Below are 20449 nucleotides of genomic sequence, written 5' to 3' on the forward strand. Positions count from 1 at the left end.
GAGTTCTAAGTTTCTTAGAGTTTTATGTTGACTTTCAAAGTGGAAAGCGTATTATACGCGTCCTGCTTACGTGCTAAGGCACTGAAAGCAAAGCTCTTTAACAATTTAAACCTATCAATCTGTGTGGGCACTCGTTGATGAATATCAAAACGTTATTGGTTCTTTTTCGAAAGAGCGTAATAGCAGTTACTTCGGTAACAAACTTGATTTCAATGAACTGAGTGACCAATACGTTTAACTACTTGTAGTTATTCGGCACAGTCAATTCATTACCATTCTGTTGGAATGGTAATAGCTTTAAAATTACATAGTAGTTTTGAAGTCAGTATTCGTTGAGTCACAAAATCTTAAATTGAAGAGTTTGATCATGGCTCAGATTGAACGCTGGCGGCAGGCCTAACACATGCAAGTCGAGCGGAAACGACACTAACAATCCTTCGGGTGCGTTAATGGGCGTCGAGCGGCGGACGGGTGAGTAATGCCTAGGAAATTGCCTTGATGTGGGGGATAACCATTGGAAACGATGGCTAATACCGCATAATGCCTACGGGCCAAAGAGGGGGACCTTCGGGCCTCTCGCGTCAAGATATGCCTAGGTGGGATTAGCTAGTTGGTGAGGTAATGGCTCACCAAGGCGACGATCCCTAGCTGGTCTGAGAGGATGATCAGCCACACTGGAACTGAGACACGGTCCAGACTCCTACGGGAGGCAGCAGTGGGGAATATTGCACAATGGGCGAAAGCCTGATGCAGCCATGCCGCGTGTATGAAGAAGGCCTTCGGGTTGTAAAGTACTTTCAGTTGTGAGGAAGGGTGTGTAGTTAATAGCTGCACATCTTGACGTTAGCAACAGAAGAAGCACCGGCTAACTCCGTGCCAGCAGCCGCGGTAATACGGAGGGTGCGAGCGTTAATCGGAATTACTGGGCGTAAAGCGCATGCAGGTGGTTCATTAAGTCAGATGTGAAAGCCCGGGGCTCAACCTCGGAACTGCATTTGAAACTGGTGAACTAGAGTGCTGTAGAGGGGGGTAGAATTTCAGGTGTAGCGGTGAAATGCGTAGAGATCTGAAGGAATACCAGTGGCGAAGGCGGCCCCCTGGACAGACACTGACACTCAGATGCGAAAGCGTGGGGAGCAAACAGGATTAGATACCCTGGTAGTCCACGCCGTAAACGATGTCTACTTGGAGGTTGTGGCCTTGAGCCGTGGCTTTCGGAGCTAACGCGTTAAGTAGACCGCCTGGGGAGTACGGTCGCAAGATTAAAACTCAAATGAATTGACGGGGGCCCGCACAAGCGGTGGAGCATGTGGTTTAATTCGATGCAACGCGAAGAACCTTACCTACTCTTGACATCCAGAGAAGCCAGCGGAGACGCAGGTGTGCCTTCGGGAGCTCTGAGACAGGTGCTGCATGGCTGTCGTCAGCTCGTGTTGTGAAATGTTGGGTTAAGTCCCGCAACGAGCGCAACCCTTATCCTTGTTTGCCAGCGAGTAATGTCGGGAACTCCAGGGAGACTGCCGGTGATAAACCGGAGGAAGGTGGGGACGACGTCAAGTCATCATGGCCCTTACGAGTAGGGCTACACACGTGCTACAATGGCGCATACAGAGGGCAGCAAGCTAGCGATAGTGAGCGAATCCCAAAAAGTGCGTCGTAGTCCGGATTGGAGTCTGCAACTCGACTCCATGAAGTCGGAATCGCTAGTAATCGTGAATCAGAATGTCACGGTGAATACGTTCCCGGGCCTTGTACACACCGCCCGTCACACCATGGGAGTGGGCTGCAAAAGAAGTGGGTAGTTTAACCTTTCGGGGAGGACGCTCACCACTTTGTGGTTCATGACTGGGGTGAAGTCGTAACAAGGTAGCCCTAGGGGAACCTGGGGCTGGATCACCTCCTTATACGAAGATACTTACGATGAGTGTCCACACAGATTGATTAGGTTTAGAAAAGTAAAAGAGACGATATTGGGTCTGTAGCTCAGCTGGTTAGAGCGCTCGCCTGATAAGCGGGAGGTCGGTGGTTCGAGTCCACTCAGACCCACCAATATCGACTAGAAACAAAGATGGGGCTATAGCTCAGCTGGGAGAGCGCCTGCCTTGCACGCAGGAGGTCTGCGGTTCGATCCCGCATAGCTCCACCATCTTTAAGTGTTTTTATCTGAAAATATTTAAAAATGGTTTCGAAAGCTTTATTGCTAACGAAAGCAAGCTCTTTAACAATTTGGAAAGCTGACTGATTGATTACTTACGAGTAATTCAATCAAATTTAAAAGTTCTCAATGTTTATCTTTCATTAGATAAACACAACAAACACATTCAAGTGTCTTGTATTCGAATCAATGTTTACATTGATTCACAATTGAGTCCGGCAAACAGTTATCAGGAATTAACCCTTCTTGATGACAACCAAAAACCTTGGTTAGTTGCCATACACTAAGACCCTTTCGGGTTGTATGGTTAAGTGACTAAGCGTACACGGTGGATGCCTTGGCAGTCAGAGGCGATGAAAGGCGTAATAACTTGCGATAAGCCCAGATTAGGTAGTAATAACCTTTTGAGTCTGGGATTCCTGAATGGGGAAACCCACTTACATAAGTAAGTATCTTGTTGTGAATACATAGCAACAGGAGGCAAACCGGGGGAACTGAAACATCTAAGTACCCCGAGGAAGAGAAATCAACCGAGATTCCGAAAGTAGCGGCGAGCGAAATTGGATTAGCCCTTAAGCTTTTAATGATGCAGGTGAAGAGTCTGGAAAGTCTCGCAATAAAGGGTGATAGCCCCGTAACCGACACATCATAATCAGTGAAAACGAGTAGGGCGGGACACGTGATATCCTGTCTGAATATGGGGGGACCATCCTCCAAGGCTAAATACTACTGACTGACCGATAGTGAACCAGTACCGTGAGGGAAAGGCGAAAAGAACCCCTGTGAGGGGAGTGAAATAGAACCTGAAACCGTGTACGTACAAGCAGTAGGAGCACCTTCGTGGTGTGACTGCGTACCTTTTGTATAATGGGTCAGCGACTTAATTTTAGTAGCAAGGTTAACCGTTTAGGGGAGCCGTAGGGAAACCGAGTCTTAACTGGGCGTACAGTTGCTAGGATTAGACCCGAAACCAGGTGATCTAGCCATGGGCAGGTTGAAGGTTGAGTAACATCAACTGGAGGACCGAACCGACTAATGTTGAAAAATTAGCGGATGACTTGTGGCTAGGGGTGAAAGGCCAATCAAACCTGGAGATAGCTGGTTCTCCCCGAAAGCTATTTAGGTAGCGCCTCGGACGAATACTACTGGGGGTAGAGCACTGTTAAGGCTAGGGGGTCATCCCGACTTACCAACCCTTTGCAAACTCCGAATACCAGTAAGTACTATCCGGGAGACACACGGCGGGTGCTAACGTCCGTCGTGGAGAGGGAAACAACCCAGACCGCCAGCTAAGGTCCCAAAGTATAGCTAAGTGGGAAACGATGTGGGAAGGCTCAGACAGCCAGGATGTTGGCTTAGAAGCAGCCATCATTTAAAGAAAGCGTAATAGCTCACTGGTCGAGTCGGCCTGCGCGGAAGATGTAACGGGGCTAAGCTATACACCGAAGCTGCGGCTACGTACCTTAGGGTATGTGGGGTAGGGGAGCGTTCTGTAAGCCGTTGAAGGTGGTCTGTAAGGGCTGCTGGAGGTATCAGAAGTGCGAATGCTGACATGAGTAACGATAAAGGGAGTGAAAAACTCCCTCGCCGGAAGACCAAGGGTTCCTGTCCAACGTTAATCGGGGCAGGGTAAGTCGACTCCTAAGGCGAGGCCGAAAGGCGTAGTCGATGGGAAACGGGTTAATATTCCCGTACTTCTTACAATTGCGATGGGGGGACGGAGAAGGCTAGGTGGGCCTGGCGACGGTTGTCCAGGTTCAAGTACGTAGGCGGAAAGTTTAGGTAAATCCGGACTTTCTTAACGCTGAGATACGATGTCGAGCTACTACGGTAGTGAAGTCATTGATGCCATGCTTCCAGGAAAAGCCTCTAAGCTTCAGATTGTAAGGAATCGTACCCCAAACCGACACAGGTGGTCGGGTAGAGAATACCAAGGCGCTTGAGAGAACTCGGGTGAAGGAACTAGGCAAAATGGTACCGTAACTTCGGGAGAAGGTACGCTCTTATCAGTGAAGTCCCTTGCGGATGGAGCAGACGAGAGTCGCAGATACCAGGTGGCTGCAACTGTTTATTAAAAACACAGCACTGTGCAAAATCGTAAGATGACGTATACGGTGTGACGCCTGCCCGGTGCCGGAAGGTTAATTGATGGGGTTAGACTTCGGTCGAAGCTCTTGATCGAAGCCCCGGTAAACGGCGGCCGTAACTATAACGGTCCTAAGGTAGCGAAATTCCTTGTCGGGTAAGTTCCGACCTGCACGAATGGCGTAATGATGGCCACGCTGTCTCCACCCGAGACTCAGTGAAATTGAAATCGCTGTGAAGATGCAGTGTACCCGCGGCTAGACGGAAAGACCCCGTGAACCTTTACTACAGCTTGGCACTGAACATTGAACCTACATGTGTAGGATAGGTGGGAGACTTTGAAACCGCGTCGCTAGATGTGGTGGAGTCGTCCTTGAAATACCACCCTTGTAGTTTTGATGTTCTAACGTTGGTCCCTGAATCGGGATTACGGACAGTGCCTGGTGGGTAGTTTGACTGGGGCGGTCTCCTCCCAAAGAGTAACGGAGGAGCACGAAGGTGGGCTAAACACGGTTGGACATCGTGTGGTTAGTGCAATGGCATAAGCCCGCTTGACTGCGAGAATGACAATTCGAGCAGGTGCGAAAGCAGGTCATAGTGATCCGGTGGTTCTGAATGGAAGGGCCATCGCTCAACGGATAAAAGGTACTCCGGGGATAACAGGCTGATACCGCCCAAGAGTTCATATCGACGGCGGTGTTTGGCACCTCGATGTCGGCTCATCACATCCTGGGGCTGAAGTCGGTCCCAAGGGTATGGCTGTTCGCCATTTAAAGTGGTACGCGAGCTGGGTTTAGAACGTCGTGAGACAGTTCGGTCCCTATCTGCCGTGGGCGTTGGAAAATTGAAAGGGGCTGCTCCTAGTACGAGAGGACCGGAGTGGACGAACCTCTGGTGTTCGGGTTGTCATGCCAATGGCATTGCCCGGTAGCTAAGTTCGGAATCGATAACCGCTGAAAGCATCTAAGCGGGAAGCGAGCCTTGAGATGAGTTTTCCCTGACGCTATAAGCGTCCTAAAGGGTTGTCGTAGACTACGACGTTGATAGGCAGGGTGTGTAAGTGCTGCGAGGCATTGAGCTAACCTGTACTAATTGCCCGTGAGGCTTAACCATACAACACCCAAGGGGTTTTGTGGACTCAAAGAAATACCAAACGCTTGAATGAGTTTGATGAGACTTTTAAATCAGTTTTCCAGATTATTTTAAAATTTGCTTGGCGACCATAGCATTGTGGACCCACCTGATTCCATGCCGAACTCAGAAGTGAAACACAATAGCGCCGATGGTAGTGTGGGGCTTCCCCATGTGAGAGTAGGACATCGCCAGGCTTTAAATTTATTTTCACTTTTTTAAAAGTGAAGACAAAAGCTCGACTTTGTCTATTTAATAGACAAGTCACCATAGAGTTCTAAGTTTTCTTAGAGTTTTATGTTGACTTTCAAAGTGGAAAGCGTATTATACGCGTCCTGCTTAAGTGCTAAGGCACTGAAAGCGTTCTCTTTTTAGAGAACACGCTCTTTAACAATTTAAACCTATCAATCTGTGTGGGCACTCGTTGATGAATATCAAAACGTTATTGGTTCTTTTTCGAAAGAGCGTAATAGCAGTTACTTCGGTAACAAACTTGATTTCAATGAACTGAGTGACCAATACGTTTAACTACTTGTAGTTATTCGGCACAGTCAATTCATTACCATTCTGTTGGAATGGTAATAGCTTTAGAATTACATGTTCATTTTCGAATGAATATTAGTTTTGAAGTCAGTATTCGTTGAGTCACAAAATCTTAAATTGAAGAGTTTGATCATGGCTCAGATTGAACGCTGGCGGCAGGCCTAACACATGCAAGTCGAGCGGAAACGACACTAACAATCCTTCGGGTGCGTTAATGGGCGTCGAGCGGCGGACGGGTGAGTAATGCCTAGGAAATTGCCTTGATGTGGGGGATAACCATTGGAAACGATGGCTAATACCGCATAATGCCTACGGGCCAAAGAGGGGGACCTTCGGGCCTCTCGCGTCAAGATATGCCTAGGTGGGATTAGCTAGTTGGTGAGGTAATGGCTCACCAAGGCGACGATCCCTAGCTGGTCTGAGAGGATGATCAGCCACACTGGAACTGAGACACGGTCCAGACTCCTACGGGAGGCAGCAGTGGGGAATATTGCACAATGGGCGAAAGCCTGATGCAGCCATGCCGCGTGTATGAAGAAGGCCTTCGGGTTGTAAAGTACTTTCAGTTGTGAGGAAGGGTGTGTAGTTAATAGCTGCACATCTTGACGTTAGCAACAGAAGAAGCACCGGCTAACTCCGTGCCAGCAGCCGCGGTAATACGGAGGGTGCGAGCGTTAATCGGAATTACTGGGCGTAAAGCGCATGCAGGTGGTTCATTAAGTCAGATGTGAAAGCCCGGGGCTCAACCTCGGAACTGCATTTGAAACTGGTGAACTAGAGTGCTGTAGAGGGGGGTAGAATTTCAGGTGTAGCGGTGAAATGCGTAGAGATCTGAAGGAATACCAGTGGCGAAGGCGGCCCCCTGGACAGACACTGACACTCAGATGCGAAAGCGTGGGGAGCAAACAGGATTAGATACCCTGGTAGTCCACGCCGTAAACGATGTCTACTTGGAGGTTGTGGCCTTGAGCCGTGGCTTTCGGAGCTAACGCGTTAAGTAGACCGCCTGGGGAGTACGGTCGCAAGATTAAAACTCAAATGAATTGACGGGGGCCCGCACAAGCGGTGGAGCATGTGGTTTAATTCGATGCAACGCGAAGAACCTTACCTACTCTTGACATCCAGAGAAGCCAGCGGAGACGCAGGTGTGCCTTCGGGAGCTCTGAGACAGGTGCTGCATGGCTGTCGTCAGCTCGTGTTGTGAAATGTTGGGTTAAGTCCCGCAACGAGCGCAACCCTTATCCTTGTTTGCCAGCGAGTAATGTCGGGAACTCCAGGGAGACTGCCGGTGATAAACCGGAGGAAGGTGGGGACGACGTCAAGTCATCATGGCCCTTACGAGTAGGGCTACACACGTGCTACAATGGCGCATACAGAGGGCAGCAAGCTAGCGATAGTGAGCGAATCCCAAAAAGTGCGTCGTAGTCCGGATTGGAGTCTGCAACTCGACTCCATGAAGTCGGAATCGCTAGTAATCGTGAATCAGAATGTCACGGTGAATACGTTCCCGGGCCTTGTACACACCGCCCGTCACACCATGGGAGTGGGCTGCAAAAGAAGTGGGTAGTTTAACCTTTCGGGGAGGACGCTCACCACTTTGTGGTTCATGACTGGGGTGAAGTCGTAACAAGGTAGCCCTAGGGGAACCTGGGGCTGGATCACCTCCTTATACGAAGATACTTACGATGAGTGTCCACACAGATTGATTAGGTTTAGAAAAGTAAAAGAGACGATATTGGGTCTGTAGCTCAGCTGGTTAGAGCGCTCGCCTGATAAGCGGGAGGTCGGTGGTTCGAGTCCACTCAGACCCACCAATATCGACTAGAAACAAAGATGGGGCTATAGCTCAGCTGGGAGAGCGCCTGCCTTGCACGCAGGAGGTCTGCGGTTCGATCCCGCATAGCTCCACCATCTTTAAGTGTTTTTATCTGAAAATATTTAAAAATGGTTTCGAAAGCTTTATTGCTAACGAAAGCAAGCTCTTTAACAATTTGGAAAGCTGACTGATTGATTACTTACGAGTAATTCAATCAAATTTAAAAGTTCTCAATGTTTATCTTTCATTAGATAAACACAACAAACACATTCAAGTGTCTTGTATTCGAATCAATGTTTACATTGATTCACAATTGAGTCCGGCAAACAGTTATCAGGAATTAACCCTTCTTGATGACAACCAAAAACCTTGGTTAGTTGCCATACACTAAGACCCTTTCGGGTTGTATGGTTAAGTGACTAAGCGTACACGGTGGATGCCTTGGCAGTCAGAGGCGATGAAAGGCGTAATAACTTGCGATAAGCCCAGATTAGGTAGTAATAACCTTTTGAGTCTGGGATTCCTGAATGGGGAAACCCACTTACATAAGTAAGTATCTTGTTGTGAATACATAGCAACAGGAGGCAAACCGGGGGAACTGAAACATCTAAGTACCCCGAGGAAGAGAAATCAACCGAGATTCCGAAAGTAGCGGCGAGCGAAATTGGATTAGCCCTTAAGCTTTTAATGATGCAGGTGAAGAGTCTGGAAAGTCTCGCAATAAAGGGTGATAGCCCCGTAACCGACACATCATAATCAGTGAAAACGAGTAGGGCGGGACACGTGATATCCTGTCTGAATATGGGGGGACCATCCTCCAAGGCTAAATACTACTGACTGACCGATAGTGAACCAGTACCGTGAGGGAAAGGCGAAAAGAACCCCTGTGAGGGGAGTGAAATAGAACCTGAAACCGTGTACGTACAAGCAGTAGGAGCACCTTCGTGGTGTGACTGCGTACCTTTTGTATAATGGGTCAGCGACTTAATTTTAGTAGCAAGGTTAACCGTTTAGGGGAGCCGTAGGGAAACCGAGTCTTAACTGGGCGTACAGTTGCTAGGATTAGACCCGAAACCAGGTGATCTAGCCATGGGCAGGTTGAAGGTTGAGTAACATCAACTGGAGGACCGAACCGACTAATGTTGAAAAATTAGCGGATGACTTGTGGCTAGGGGTGAAAGGCCAATCAAACCTGGAGATAGCTGGTTCTCCCCGAAAGCTATTTAGGTAGCGCCTCGGACGAATACTACTGGGGGTAGAGCACTGTTAAGGCTAGGGGGTCATCCCGACTTACCAACCCTTTGCAAACTCCGAATACCAGTAAGTACTATCCGGGAGACACACGGCGGGTGCTAACGTCCGTCGTGGAGAGGGAAACAACCCAGACCGCCAGCTAAGGTCCCAAAGTATAGCTAAGTGGGAAACGATGTGGGAAGGCTCAGACAGCCAGGATGTTGGCTTAGAAGCAGCCATCATTTAAAGAAAGCGTAATAGCTCACTGGTCGAGTCGGCCTGCGCGGAAGATGTAACGGGGCTAAGCTATACACCGAAGCTGCGGCTACGTACCTTAGGGTATGTGGGGTAGGGGAGCGTTCTGTAAGCCGTTGAAGGTGGTCTGTAAGGGCTGCTGGAGGTATCAGAAGTGCGAATGCTGACATGAGTAACGATAAAGGGAGTGAAAAACTCCCTCGCCGGAAGACCAAGGGTTCCTGTCCAACGTTAATCGGGGCAGGGTAAGTCGACTCCTAAGGCGAGGCCGAAAGGCGTAGTCGATGGGAAACGGGTTAATATTCCCGTACTTCTTACAATTGCGATGGGGGGACGGAGAAGGCTAGGTGGGCCTGGCGACGGTTGTCCAGGTTCAAGTACGTAGGCGGAAAGTTTAGGTAAATCCGGACTTTCTTAACGCTGAGATACGATGTCGAGCTACTACGGTAGTGAAGTCATTGATGCCATGCTTCCAGGAAAAGCCTCTAAGCTTCAGATTGTAAGGAATCGTACCCCAAACCGACACAGGTGGTCGGGTAGAGAATACCAAGGCGCTTGAGAGAACTCGGGTGAAGGAACTAGGCAAAATGGTACCGTAACTTCGGGAGAAGGTACGCTCTTATCAGTGAAGTCCCTTGCGGATGGAGCAGACGAGAGTCGCAGATACCAGGTGGCTGCAACTGTTTATTAAAAACACAGCACTGTGCAAAATCGTAAGATGACGTATACGGTGTGACGCCTGCCCGGTGCCGGAAGGTTAATTGATGGGGTTAGACTTCGGTCGAAGCTCTTGATCGAAGCCCCGGTAAACGGCGGCCGTAACTATAACGGTCCTAAGGTAGCGAAATTCCTTGTCGGGTAAGTTCCGACCTGCACGAATGGCGTAATGATGGCCACGCTGTCTCCACCCGAGACTCAGTGAAATTGAAATCGCTGTGAAGATGCAGTGTACCCGCGGCTAGACGGAAAGACCCCGTGAACCTTTACTACAGCTTGGCACTGAACATTGAACCTACATGTGTAGGATAGGTGGGAGACTTTGAAACCGCGTCGCTAGATGTGGTGGAGTCGTCCTTGAAATACCACCCTTGTAGTTTTGATGTTCTAACGTTGGTCCCTGAATCGGGATTACGGACAGTGCCTGGTGGGTAGTTTGACTGGGGCGGTCTCCTCCCAAAGAGTAACGGAGGAGCACGAAGGTGGGCTAAACACGGTTGGACATCGTGTGGTTAGTGCAATGGCATAAGCCCGCTTGACTGCGAGAATGACAATTCGAGCAGGTGCGAAAGCAGGTCATAGTGATCCGGTGGTTCTGAATGGAAGGGCCATCGCTCAACGGATAAAAGGTACTCCGGGGATAACAGGCTGATACCGCCCAAGAGTTCATATCGACGGCGGTGTTTGGCACCTCGATGTCGGCTCATCACATCCTGGGGCTGAAGTCGGTCCCAAGGGTATGGCTGTTCGCCATTTAAAGTGGTACGCGAGCTGGGTTTAGAACGTCGTGAGACAGTTCGGTCCCTATCTGCCGTGGGCGTTGGAAAATTGAAAGGGGCTGCTCCTAGTACGAGAGGACCGGAGTGGACGAACCTCTGGTGTTCGGGTTGTCATGCCAATGGCATTGCCCGGTAGCTAAGTTCGGAATCGATAACCGCTGAAAGCATCTAAGCGGGAAGCGAGCCTTGAGATGAGTTTTCCCTGGCACTATAAGTGTCCTAAAGGGTTGTCGTAGACTACGACGTTGATAGGCAGGGTGTGTAAGTGCTGCGAGGCATTGAGCTAACCTGTACTAATTGCCCGTGAGGCTTAACCATACAACACCCAAGGGGTTTTGTGGACTCAATAGAAAGACCAGACCTTGAATGCGTTTGAAGAGAAACTTTTAAAGCTCTATTAAATAGAGAAGCAGCTTTCCGAATTTTAAAATTTGCTTGGCGACCATAGCATTGTGGACCCACCTGATTCCATGCCGAACTCAGAAGTGAAACACAATAGCGCCGATGGTAGTGTGGGGCTTCCCCATGTGAGAGTAGGACATCGCCAGGCTTTAAATTAAATCTTTAGGTTGACCGACCTGGAGATATGGACGCTCACTTAGTGAGTTGACCACTGCGGAGTGGTAGTTCAGTTGGTTAGAATACCGGCCTGTCACGCCGGGGGTCGCGGGTTCGAGTCCCGTCCACTCCGCCACTTATTCAGAGGTTCAGCTCTTTAAAACTGAAATAGGGGTGTAGCTCCAATTGGCAGAGCAGCGGATTCCAAATCCGCGTGTTGGGAGTTCGAATCTCTCCACCCCTGCCATATTTAAGGCTCTAGCAGAAATGCTAGGGCCTTTTTGCTTTCTGAAGCTAATTATACGCCATTAGCAAAGCAGCGGATTCTCAGGCTTGCCAAAATAGCGCGTATTGGGAGTCTAAACCTCTACTCCTGCCACATACAAAGCTTCAGCAGAAATGCTAGGGCTTTTTTACGTCTGTTGCTTCTTCGAAGCAATGTTGGGAGAACTAGGCGCCCTCCTAACTTACCAGTCTGGTTGAATCTCCGGAGTGCCGACTCAGTCCTCCTCTGGCATATTTAAGGATCTGCCCCGGTAGAAAGACTAGACCCTTCTTGCTAATGCATCAGGTGTTCTATAGAGAAGTTTCGGTTCTAGAACATTGGTGTGCGAAGCTTTAACTCTAATTACAATTCCTCTTCGATCGTGGTTCTCTTTCTACACTTTATTATGCTTTAAATACTTCACTTGAAAAGAAGGCCATGTATCTTTACTTAATTTAATTCCGTAAATGCTTTGTGTTTATCTTCGCTCGAATGCACTCAAACTGGTGGTTGCTTGTTGGCCTGTTTGGAAGCGTTAGGTACGACAAAGAGTCGTGATTTCAGATAGCAATCATGACTAAAGTAGTGGTCAGAGATAAGGGAGCAACTTGTAGGCTAGAGAGGCGTGCTTGTTGATGGACACAGGTACAAAAAAGGCCGCTTATACTAAGCGACCTTCGTTTATATTTTTCGGTGTTAATCCAATTCTTTCTCAGCTTGTTTCGCTTTCTCTATCATTGGAGTGATTGTCGAACCTTGAACTAATATTGAGAACACAACAACAGCATAGGTCATAACGAGGATTATCTCTTTAACATCGATTGCCTTGTCTTCAATCACCCAGATACCTGAAGGGATTGAAAGTGCCATGGCTAGAGCTAAGCCTCCGCGTAAACCACCCCAAGTTAGAATCTTAGTCGACCACGGGTTGTAAGTTCTAAAGCGTTTAAATCCCATATAAGACAAGAAAACACTTAGATAGCGTGCACTCAATACTAGAGGGACTGCGAACGCCATCAAAATCCAATCTTCTTGGTGGAACTTGAATAGCAGCATAGACATACCAATCAATAAGAATAGTACGCCATTTAAGAACTCATCTATTAATTCCCAGAAATGGTCTAGGTGATCCTCACTTTCCTTAGAAAATCCGATGAAGCGTGTCCAGTTGCCTATCATGATACCAGATACCACCATTGCTAATGGTCCAGATACATGAAGAACCTCTGCAAAAGCATAACCAGCTGTAGGAATACCGATGGTTAATAGCAACTCCATCGAGTGGTCATCTGTGTTGCTGATTAGATAGTGGAATATCAAACCTAGAACAAATCCGTAGACGATACCGCCAATAGCCTCTTGGACGAATAACATGGTCACGCTACCTACAGTCGGTGCTTCTGTGCCGAACGCAATGGTAAATAGGGTTACGAAGATAACTAGGCCAAAACCATCGTTGAATAGAGATTCTCCCTCGATTTGAGTAGAGATTCGTCTGGGAGCATCGAGCTTCTTCACTATTGCTAATACAGCTATTGGATCGGTTGGAGATATTAGAGAACCAAACAGTAAGCAATAAATTAGGTCAAATTGAATACCGATAAATTGACAGACCCCATAAAGTACAAAGCCAATAAAGAATGTCGAAAATAGTGTAGCACCAAGAGCGAGTACCGTTATTTCCCATTTCTGATCTTTTAGATTAGGTAACTTAATTCCCAAACCACCTGCAAAAAGTAAGAATCCCAGTATTCCTTTTAGGAGGAAGTCTTCAAAGTTGATACTGGCAACGGTTTCTGAGGCGATGTCAGCCAATTGGAACCAATTGTTTTGTCCCGCAATGATAATCAATAGAGATAGCATCATTGAGCCAGCTGTGATGGCGATGGTTGTCTGCATTTTACCAATTTTGGTATTAACGAAAGCAATAAGCATGGCTGCAGCGGACAAGAAGCATAAGGTGTAATAGACCGACATTGGGATTCCAATATGTAACAAAATATGAATATTAATTCTCGTTCTCTCATGCTCAAATAGCAAACATTTTTTGTCATGACTTGGTCATTTACTTCATGTTTTAGACGTCTAGACTCCTTTTGAATGTGTGGTAGGATGGAGGGATAATTAAAGGAATGAGGTTGTATCGTGGGAAGTGATGTAAGGCAAAAGATTGACGCTCTGTTGAAGCAACGAATTTTACTGATTGATGGTGGCATGGGTACCATGATTCAGGATTATAAATTGGAAGAGCAAGACTATCGCGGTGAGCGATTTGCTGATTGGCATAGTGACTTAAAAGGTAACAATGACCTTTTGGTACTTACGCAGCCTAAGCTTATCAAAGATATCCATATGGAGTATTTGGGAGCCGGTGCTGATATCCTCGAGACCAATACCTTTAACGCTACAACCATCGCTATGGCCGACTATGATATGGAAAGTCTCAGCGAAGAAATTAACTATGCTGCTGCTAAGTTGGCTCGTGAAGCGGCAGATGAATGGACAGTGAAGACTCCTGATAAACCCCGTTTCGTGGCGGGTGTGTTAGGTCCAACTAACCGAACTTGTTCTCTCTCTCCAGATGTTAATGATCCGGGTTATCGTAATGTTAGCTTTGATGAACTTGTTGAGGCTTACTCTGAATCGACTCGTGCGCTTATCAAGGGCGGTTCAGACTTAATTCTTATTGAAACTATCTTCGATACGTTAAACGCGAAAGCGTGTGCTTTTGCGGTTGAATCTGTCTTTGAAGAAGTAGGTATCATTTTACCGGTTATGATCTCCGGTACTATCACAGATGCATCTGGTCGGACGCTTTCCGGACAAACAACAGAAGCATTCTATAATGCCCTTCGTCATGTAAAACCTATCTCATTTGGATTGAACTGTGCATTAGGCCCAGATGAATTGCGTGAATATGTCGGTGAGATGTCTCGTATCTCCGAATGTCATGTTTCTGCACACCCTAATGCGGGTTTACCTAACGCATTTGGTGAGTATGACCTTTCTCCCGAAGATATGGCTGAACACGTCAAGGAATGGGCTGAAAGTGGTTTCTTGAACTTAATTGGTGGTTGTTGTGGTACGACGCCAGAACATATACGCCAAATGGCAGAAGCTGTTGAAGGTGTAACACCGCGCCAATTACCAGATTTACCCGTCTCTTGTCGTCTCTCTGGTTTAGAGCCATTGACGATATCCAAGGAATCTCTGTTTGTTAACGTGGGTGAGCGAACTAACGTTACGGGCTCTGCTCGCTTTAAGCGCCTTATCAAAGAAGAGCTATATGATGAAGCTTTGAGTGTGGCTCGAGAGCAAGTTGAGAATGGCGCTCAAATTATCGATATCAACATGGATGAAGGGATGCTAGACGCTGAGGCGTGTATGGTTAAATTCCTTAATCTATGTGCGTCTGAGCCTGAGATCTCGAAAGTGCCAGTCATGGTCGACTCTTCAAAATGGGAAGTTATTGAAGCGGGTCTGAAATGTATTCAGGGTAAAGGCATCGTTAACTCGATCTCATTGAAGGAAGGGAAAGAGAAGTTTGTCGAACAAGCGAAACTGGTTCGCCGATATGGTGCTGCCGTTATCGTGATGGCGTTCGATGAAGTTGGCCAAGCTGACACTCGAGAGCGTAAGGTTGAGATTTGCACTAATGCCTACAATATTCTGGTTGATGAAGTGGGCTTCCCACCTGAAGATATTATTTTTGACCCGAACATTTTTGCTGTGGCGACAGGTATTGATGAGCATAACAACTATGCGGTCGATTTCATTGAAGCTGTAGGGGACATCAAACGAGACTTACCTCATGCGATGATTTCTGGTGGTGTATCGAATGTTTCGTTCTCATTCCGAGGTAATAACTACGTTCGTGAGGCTATCCACGCAGTATTCCTATACCACTGCTTTAAAAACGGTATGGATATGGGCATCGTAAATGCTGGGCAATTAGAGATTTACGATAATGTCCCTGAGGATTTACGTGAAGCCGTTGAAGATGTGGTTCTAAACCGCCGAGATGATTCCACTGAGCGCTTGCTAGATATCGCAACTGAATATCTAGAGCGTGCAGTTGGAAAAGTTGAAGATAAATCTGCTTTAGAGTGGCGTACCTGGCCAGTAGAAAAACGCTTAGAGCATTCCTTAGTGAAAGGTATTACCGACTTTATTGTTGAAGATACCGAAGAAGCTCGTGTTAATGCCTCTCGCCCTATCGAGGTGATAGAAGGCCCATTAATGGATGGTATGAATGTGGTTGGTGACCTCTTTGGTGAAGGTAAGATGTTCCTTCCTCAAGTGGTGAAATCTGCACGTGTTATGAAGCAAGCGGTAGCCCATCTAGAGCCATTTATCAATGCAACCAAAGACGTAGGTGCAACTAACGGAAAAATCTTACTTGCGACCGTAAAAGGCGATGTTCACGATATTGGAAAAAATATTGTGGGCGTTGTCTTGCAGTGTAATAACTACGAAATTATCGATTTAGGCGTGATGGTTTCATGTGAAAAAATCCTTAAGGTCGCTAAGGAAGAAAACGTCGATATCATTGGCCTTTCGGGTTTGATCACTCCTTCCCTGGATGAGATGGTGCATGTTGCGAAAGAAATGGAAAGGCAAGGCTTTAAACTGCCTCTTCTGATCGGTGGAGCAACCACATCTAAAGCGCATACAGCCGTTAAGATTGAACAGAACTACTCTGAGCCTGTGGTCTACGTAAACAATGCTTCACGTGCGGTGGGTGTGTGTACCTCTCTACTATCTAACGAACTGAAACCTGCATTTGTTGAGAAGTTGAATATTGATTACGATCGCGTTCGCGATCAGCATAATCGTAAGAAGCCTCGTACTAAACCGGTCACTCTTGAAAGAGCACGTGCTAATAAAGTAGCTATCGATTGGGATGCTTACACGCCACCGGCACCCGCTAAACCGGGAGTTCACATCTTTAATGATTTTGATGTGGCAACTTTGCGTCAGTACATCGACTGGACTCCATTCTTTATGACATGGTCATTGGTCGGTAAATACCCTGCAATTCTTGATCATGAAGAAGTGGGCGAGGAAGCGAAACGCTTATTCAAAGATGCCAACGATTTATTGGATCGAGTACAGAAAGAGAAATTACTTGAAGCTCGTGGGATGTGTGCGATGTTCCCTGCTAACAGCGTTGGCGATGATATCGAAGTGTATACCGATGAATCTCGTACTGAAGTGTTAAAGGTTTTACACAACCTTCGTCAGCAAACCGAGAAGCCAAAAGGTTTTAACTACTGTTTGTCTGATTACATTGCGCCGAAAGATAGCGGTAAAGCGGACTGGATTGGTGGCTTTGCGGTGACTGGTGGTATCGGCGAGCGTGAGCTTGCTGATGAATACAAAGCCAACGGTGATGACTACAACGCGATTATGATTCAGGCGGTTGCTGACCGATTGGCTGAAGCGTTCGCTGAATACCTGCATAAAGAAGTGAGAAAGGACATTTGGGGCTACTCGCCGGATGAGGATCTGTCTAATGACGATTTGATTCGTGAGAAGTACCAAGGTATTCGTCCAGCTCCAGGTTACCCTGCTTGCCCAGAACATACAGAAAAAGGAACGTTGTGGGAGTTGATGGACGTTGAAAAAGCGATCGACATGTCACTAACCACGAGCTACGCGATGTGGCCTGGTGCTTCAGTGTCTGGTATGTATTTTTCACATCCTGATGCCCGATACTTTGCGATTGCACAGATTCAACAGGATCAAGTGGATAGCTATGCCGACCGTAAAGGTTGGGATATGTTGGAAGCTGAGAAGTGGTTAGGCCCAAACATTAACTAGTTTGAATCTATAACGAGCTTTGATTCGTAACGTAAAAAAGAGAAAGGGTTGCTTAATAGCAACCCTTTTTGTATCTGTAATTTAGTTATTTATCTGTCGATGATAAACGGACTATCTACTCAAATAACTCTTGATGAAGTTTTTGAATCGCCAGCTTAGACACAGATTCATCTAGCAAGAAGCATAGGTTGTGTGGGCTTGCTCCGTAACAAATCATACGTAGGTTGAAATCTTCTAGAGTGCCGAATACCTGCTTTGCATAGCCTTTGCTTTCGCTCATGTTGTTACCAATAAGAGCAACAAGGCATAGGTCGTGCTCAATATCTACGGAACACAACTCTTCAAGCTCAAGGCGAGCGGCTTCAGGTAACTCAGGAGCACCACCTGAGGTATCGGTTTGATCGAGAGTAAGTGAGACACTGATCTCTGAGGTGGTGATAAGATCGACTGAGATCTTATGTTTAGCCAGGATCTCGAATACCTTTGCCAAAAAACCATAGGCATGGAACATGTTAGCGCTGCGTAGCGTAACCATGGTTTGGTTGCAGCGTAGGGCAAGCGCTCTGAACAGAGGAGAGCTTTCAACTTGTTGACGAATCCATGTTCCACCAAGCTCTGGTGCTTTTGATGAGCCGACAAAAACAGGGATTTGATGGCGTAGTGCAGGAACCAGAGTTGAAGGGTGTAATATTTTCGCGCCAAAGTTTGCCATCTCAGATGCCTCACTGAAGCTGATCTCTGGGATAGGAGATGCTTTCGATGCGATGCGTGGATCTGTGGTGTAGATGCCTGGAACATCAGTCCAAATTTCTAAGCCAATCGCTTGTACCGACTCCGCAATCAGTGCAGCTGAATAATCACTGCCGCCACGACCTAACGTTGTGGTGTTACCTTCGCTGTCGGCACCGATAAAACCTTGGGTAACGACAACTTGTTCTTCGCAAAGTGGAATCAGTTTCTGCTGTGCAAGGGCTGCAATATCTTCCAGTTGTGGTTCTGCTTTACCGAAATCATCATTGGTGCGCATCACTTCTCTGATATCAAAACGAGTCGCTGGTGTATCACGTTCGCGAATGATTTGAGCGAGGATATGTGTCGACATCAGTTCGCCACATGCCACTAGGTGATCAGTGAGTTTGGTACTGGCTTGGAATGATGCGGCTTCTGCAGCGCTCGCAATATCATCCAGAATACAGTGCACATCTTTTTCAATGCTAATTGGGTCTGCTAGCTGAGCAAGAATCGTATTATGAATGTCGGTTAACTGTGTGACTAGTTCTTGGCGACGAGTTTTATCTTGAACACCATTCGCGAGTTCAACAAGCAGGTTAGTCACGCCAGAGCATGCGCTACTCACGACCAGTTTCGTATTTGAGTTGTTTTCAATAATGGCAGCACAACGGCTCATTGCTTCAAAGTTGGCAACACTTGTTCCACCAAACTTAGCGACATTAAAAGAACCAGCTACATTAGATGCACTCACGATATATCTCCCACGATTTCCTAAAATAAAATTACTGTTGGGTAATCCAACGTCCGATGTTTTTCGAAGAGAGTTTTAGAGCAAAAAAGAGAGGAATTATTAGAATAGTAACCTCAGAAGCTCTTCACCATATAGAAATGGCGACAGTTAACGGGATTCAGCCCGCTCAACCGATAATAAAGGTCCTGCATCCTTTTATTATCTCGGCACTGCTCCCCATGAATGTTTTGTATTGGAAATGCGGTTCCACAAAACACCTGCCTGGGCAGTGCTCCTCTTCTGCTAGATAGCCATTTCATTGAACGTGTTTGCGCAAATAATGTCAATCCGTAACGTGAGATAATTGAAAAATAATTTTAACAATTATGTGACACTGGTTTGACCTCAATACTTATGGCTAATTGCTGAGGTAATCAATTTGCTTTAGGGTGGACTGATCACAACATTAACGTAAGGGATGTACATGTCTAATTTAACACTCACTGCTGCTATCGATAGCTTTTATCCGCCACACCGAACGTTAATGGGGCCGGGGCCTTCAGACATTTCTCCTCAAGTTTTACAGGCATTAAGCCGTCCAACCATTGGTCACCTCGACCCGCTATTTATTGCGATGATGGATGAGCTTAAACAACTTCTTAAGTATGCATTCCAAACAGAGAATGAATTTACGATTGCTGTCTCTGCTCCAGGCAGTGCGGGCATGGAAACCTGTTTTGTTAATTTGATTGAGCCTGGTGAAAAGGTCATTGTTTGTCGTAACGGTGTTTTTGGTGAGCGTATGCGCGAGAATGTTGTTCGCTGTGGTGGTGAAGCCATCCTTGTTGATGACGAGTGGGGTAAGCCCGTTTCAGTTGAAAAGGTAGAAAAGGCATTGGCTGAAAACCCCGATGCTGTTGCTGTCGCATTTGTGCATGCCGAGACGTCTACTGGCGCGTTATCGGATGCTCAAGCTATTTCCGCAGTCGCTCGCCAGTTTGATGCATTGTCGATTGTGGATGCGGTGACATCATTAGGTGGTGTGCCATTGTTGGTTGATGAATGGCAACTCGATGCGGTTTATTCAGGCAGTCAGAAGTGTCTGTCTTGTGTACCTGGTTTATCTCCCGTGACGTTCTCTCAACGTGCTGTCGATAAAATGAAAGCACGTCAAGCTCCCGTACAAAGCTGGTTCTTGGATCAGAGCTTGGTATTAGGTTATTGGAGTGGAGAAGGTAAGCGTAGCTATCACCACACTGCGCCTGTGAACAGCCTATATGCTCTGCATGAGTCGTTGGTTTTATTGAAAAATGAAGGCCTGGATAATGCGTGGTCACGTCACCATGCGATGCACCAAGAGCTTAAAGAAGGCGTAGAAGCACTAGGATTAAAGTTTGTGGTTGATGAAGAGAGTCGCCTACCTCAATTGAATGCGCTTTACTTCCCTGAAGGGATTGATGAAGCCAAAATAAGAACGCAGCTGTTAGAAGAATATAATCTTGAAATCGGTGCAGGCCTTGGCTCTTTAGCTGGGAAGGCTTGGCGTATTGGTTTAATGGGTTATGGCGCTCGAAAAGAGAATGTAGCCTTATGCTTAAAAGCGTTGCAAGACGCTCTAAAATAGTAG

Annotated in this window: 4 protein-coding genes, 6 tRNA genes, 6 rRNA genes and 1 riboswitch; of the genes, 14 read left to right on the forward strand and 2 right to left on the reverse strand. The window is 47.0% G+C overall.

The genetic code is table 11. The features are described 5' to 3' along the window. The first annotated feature begins 349 nt into the window (after positions 1-349). The 12 genes from OCV30_RS01820 to OCV30_RS01875 all read left to right on the forward strand — a co-directional run bounded on the left by OCV30_RS01820 (position 350) and on the right by OCV30_RS01875 (position 11519). Positions 350-1904, forward strand: a 16S ribosomal RNA gene (locus OCV30_RS01820). Positions 1905-1972: 68 nt separating this feature from the next. Then, positions 1973-2049 (forward strand) — tRNA-Ile (locus OCV30_RS01825). A 21-nt stretch (positions 2050-2070) separates the two neighbouring features. Further along, positions 2071-2146: transfer RNA gene (locus tag OCV30_RS01830), tRNA-Ala, on the forward strand. Between the two features lie 314 nt (positions 2147-2460). Then, positions 2461-5353, forward strand: a 23S ribosomal RNA gene (locus OCV30_RS01835). 99 nt (positions 5354-5452) lie between these two features. Next, positions 5453-5568: ribosomal RNA gene (rrf, locus tag OCV30_RS01840) — 5S ribosomal RNA — on the forward strand. 460 nt (positions 5569-6028) lie between these two features. Further along, a 16S ribosomal RNA gene (locus OCV30_RS01845) occupies positions 6029-7583 on the forward strand. A 68-nt stretch (positions 7584-7651) separates the two neighbouring features. Further along, positions 7652-7728, forward strand: a tRNA-Ile gene (locus tag OCV30_RS01850). Between the two features lie 21 nt (positions 7729-7749). Next, positions 7750-7825, forward strand: a tRNA-Ala gene (locus tag OCV30_RS01855). Between the two features lie 314 nt (positions 7826-8139). Continuing rightward, positions 8140-11032: ribosomal RNA gene (locus OCV30_RS01860) — 23S ribosomal RNA — on the forward strand. 116 nt (positions 11033-11148) lie between these two features. Then, positions 11149-11264: ribosomal RNA gene (gene rrf / locus OCV30_RS01865) — 5S ribosomal RNA — on the forward strand. The 16S, 23S and 5S rRNA genes sit together here with 6 tRNA genes alongside, the layout of an rRNA operon. 67 nt (positions 11265-11331) lie before the next feature. Further along, a tRNA-Asp gene (locus OCV30_RS01870) sits at positions 11332-11408 on the forward strand. A gap of 34 nt (positions 11409-11442) precedes the next feature. Beyond that, positions 11443-11519 (forward strand) — tRNA-Trp (locus OCV30_RS01875). A gap of 714 nt (positions 11520-12233) precedes the next feature. Here OCV30_RS01875 and OCV30_RS01880 read toward each other — a convergent pair. Then, positions 12234-13514, reverse strand: coding sequence for a cation:proton antiporter (locus OCV30_RS01880; protein ID WP_065680111.1), 1281 nt, complete (start codon positions 13512-13514; stop codon positions 12234-12236). Between the two features lie 168 nt (positions 13515-13682). Between OCV30_RS01880 and metH the strand changes: the two genes are divergently transcribed. After that, positions 13683-17360: a methionine synthase gene (metH, locus tag OCV30_RS01885; RefSeq protein ID WP_065680112.1), complete on the forward strand. Its 3678-nt coding sequence runs from the start codon at positions 13683-13685 to the stop codon at positions 17358-17360. Between the two features lie 115 nt (positions 17361-17475). Here metH and lysC read toward each other — a convergent pair whose 3' ends face one another. Next, on the reverse strand, positions 17476-18843 hold the full coding sequence (gene lysC, locus OCV30_RS01890) for a lysine-sensitive aspartokinase 3 (protein ID WP_065680113.1): 1368 nt from the start codon (positions 18841-18843) through the stop codon (positions 17476-17478). 109 nt (positions 18844-18952) lie between these two features. Beyond that, a riboswitch (Lysine riboswitch) is annotated at positions 18953-19130 on the reverse strand. A 176-nt stretch (positions 19131-19306) separates the two neighbouring features. Here lysC and OCV30_RS01895 point away from each other — a divergent pair. After that, positions 19307-20446 carry a pyridoxal-phosphate-dependent aminotransferase family protein gene (locus OCV30_RS01895; protein WP_065680114.1) on the forward strand — a complete coding sequence of 380 codons (1140 nt, stop codon included), beginning with the start codon at positions 19307-19309 and terminating at the stop codon, positions 20444-20446. Positions 20447-20449 lie beyond the last annotated feature (3 nt).

Origin of the sequence: Vibrio atlanticus, from assembly GCF_024347315.1 — a bacterium.
Taxonomy (GTDB): domain Bacteria; phylum Pseudomonadota; class Gammaproteobacteria; order Enterobacterales; family Vibrionaceae; genus Vibrio; species Vibrio atlanticus.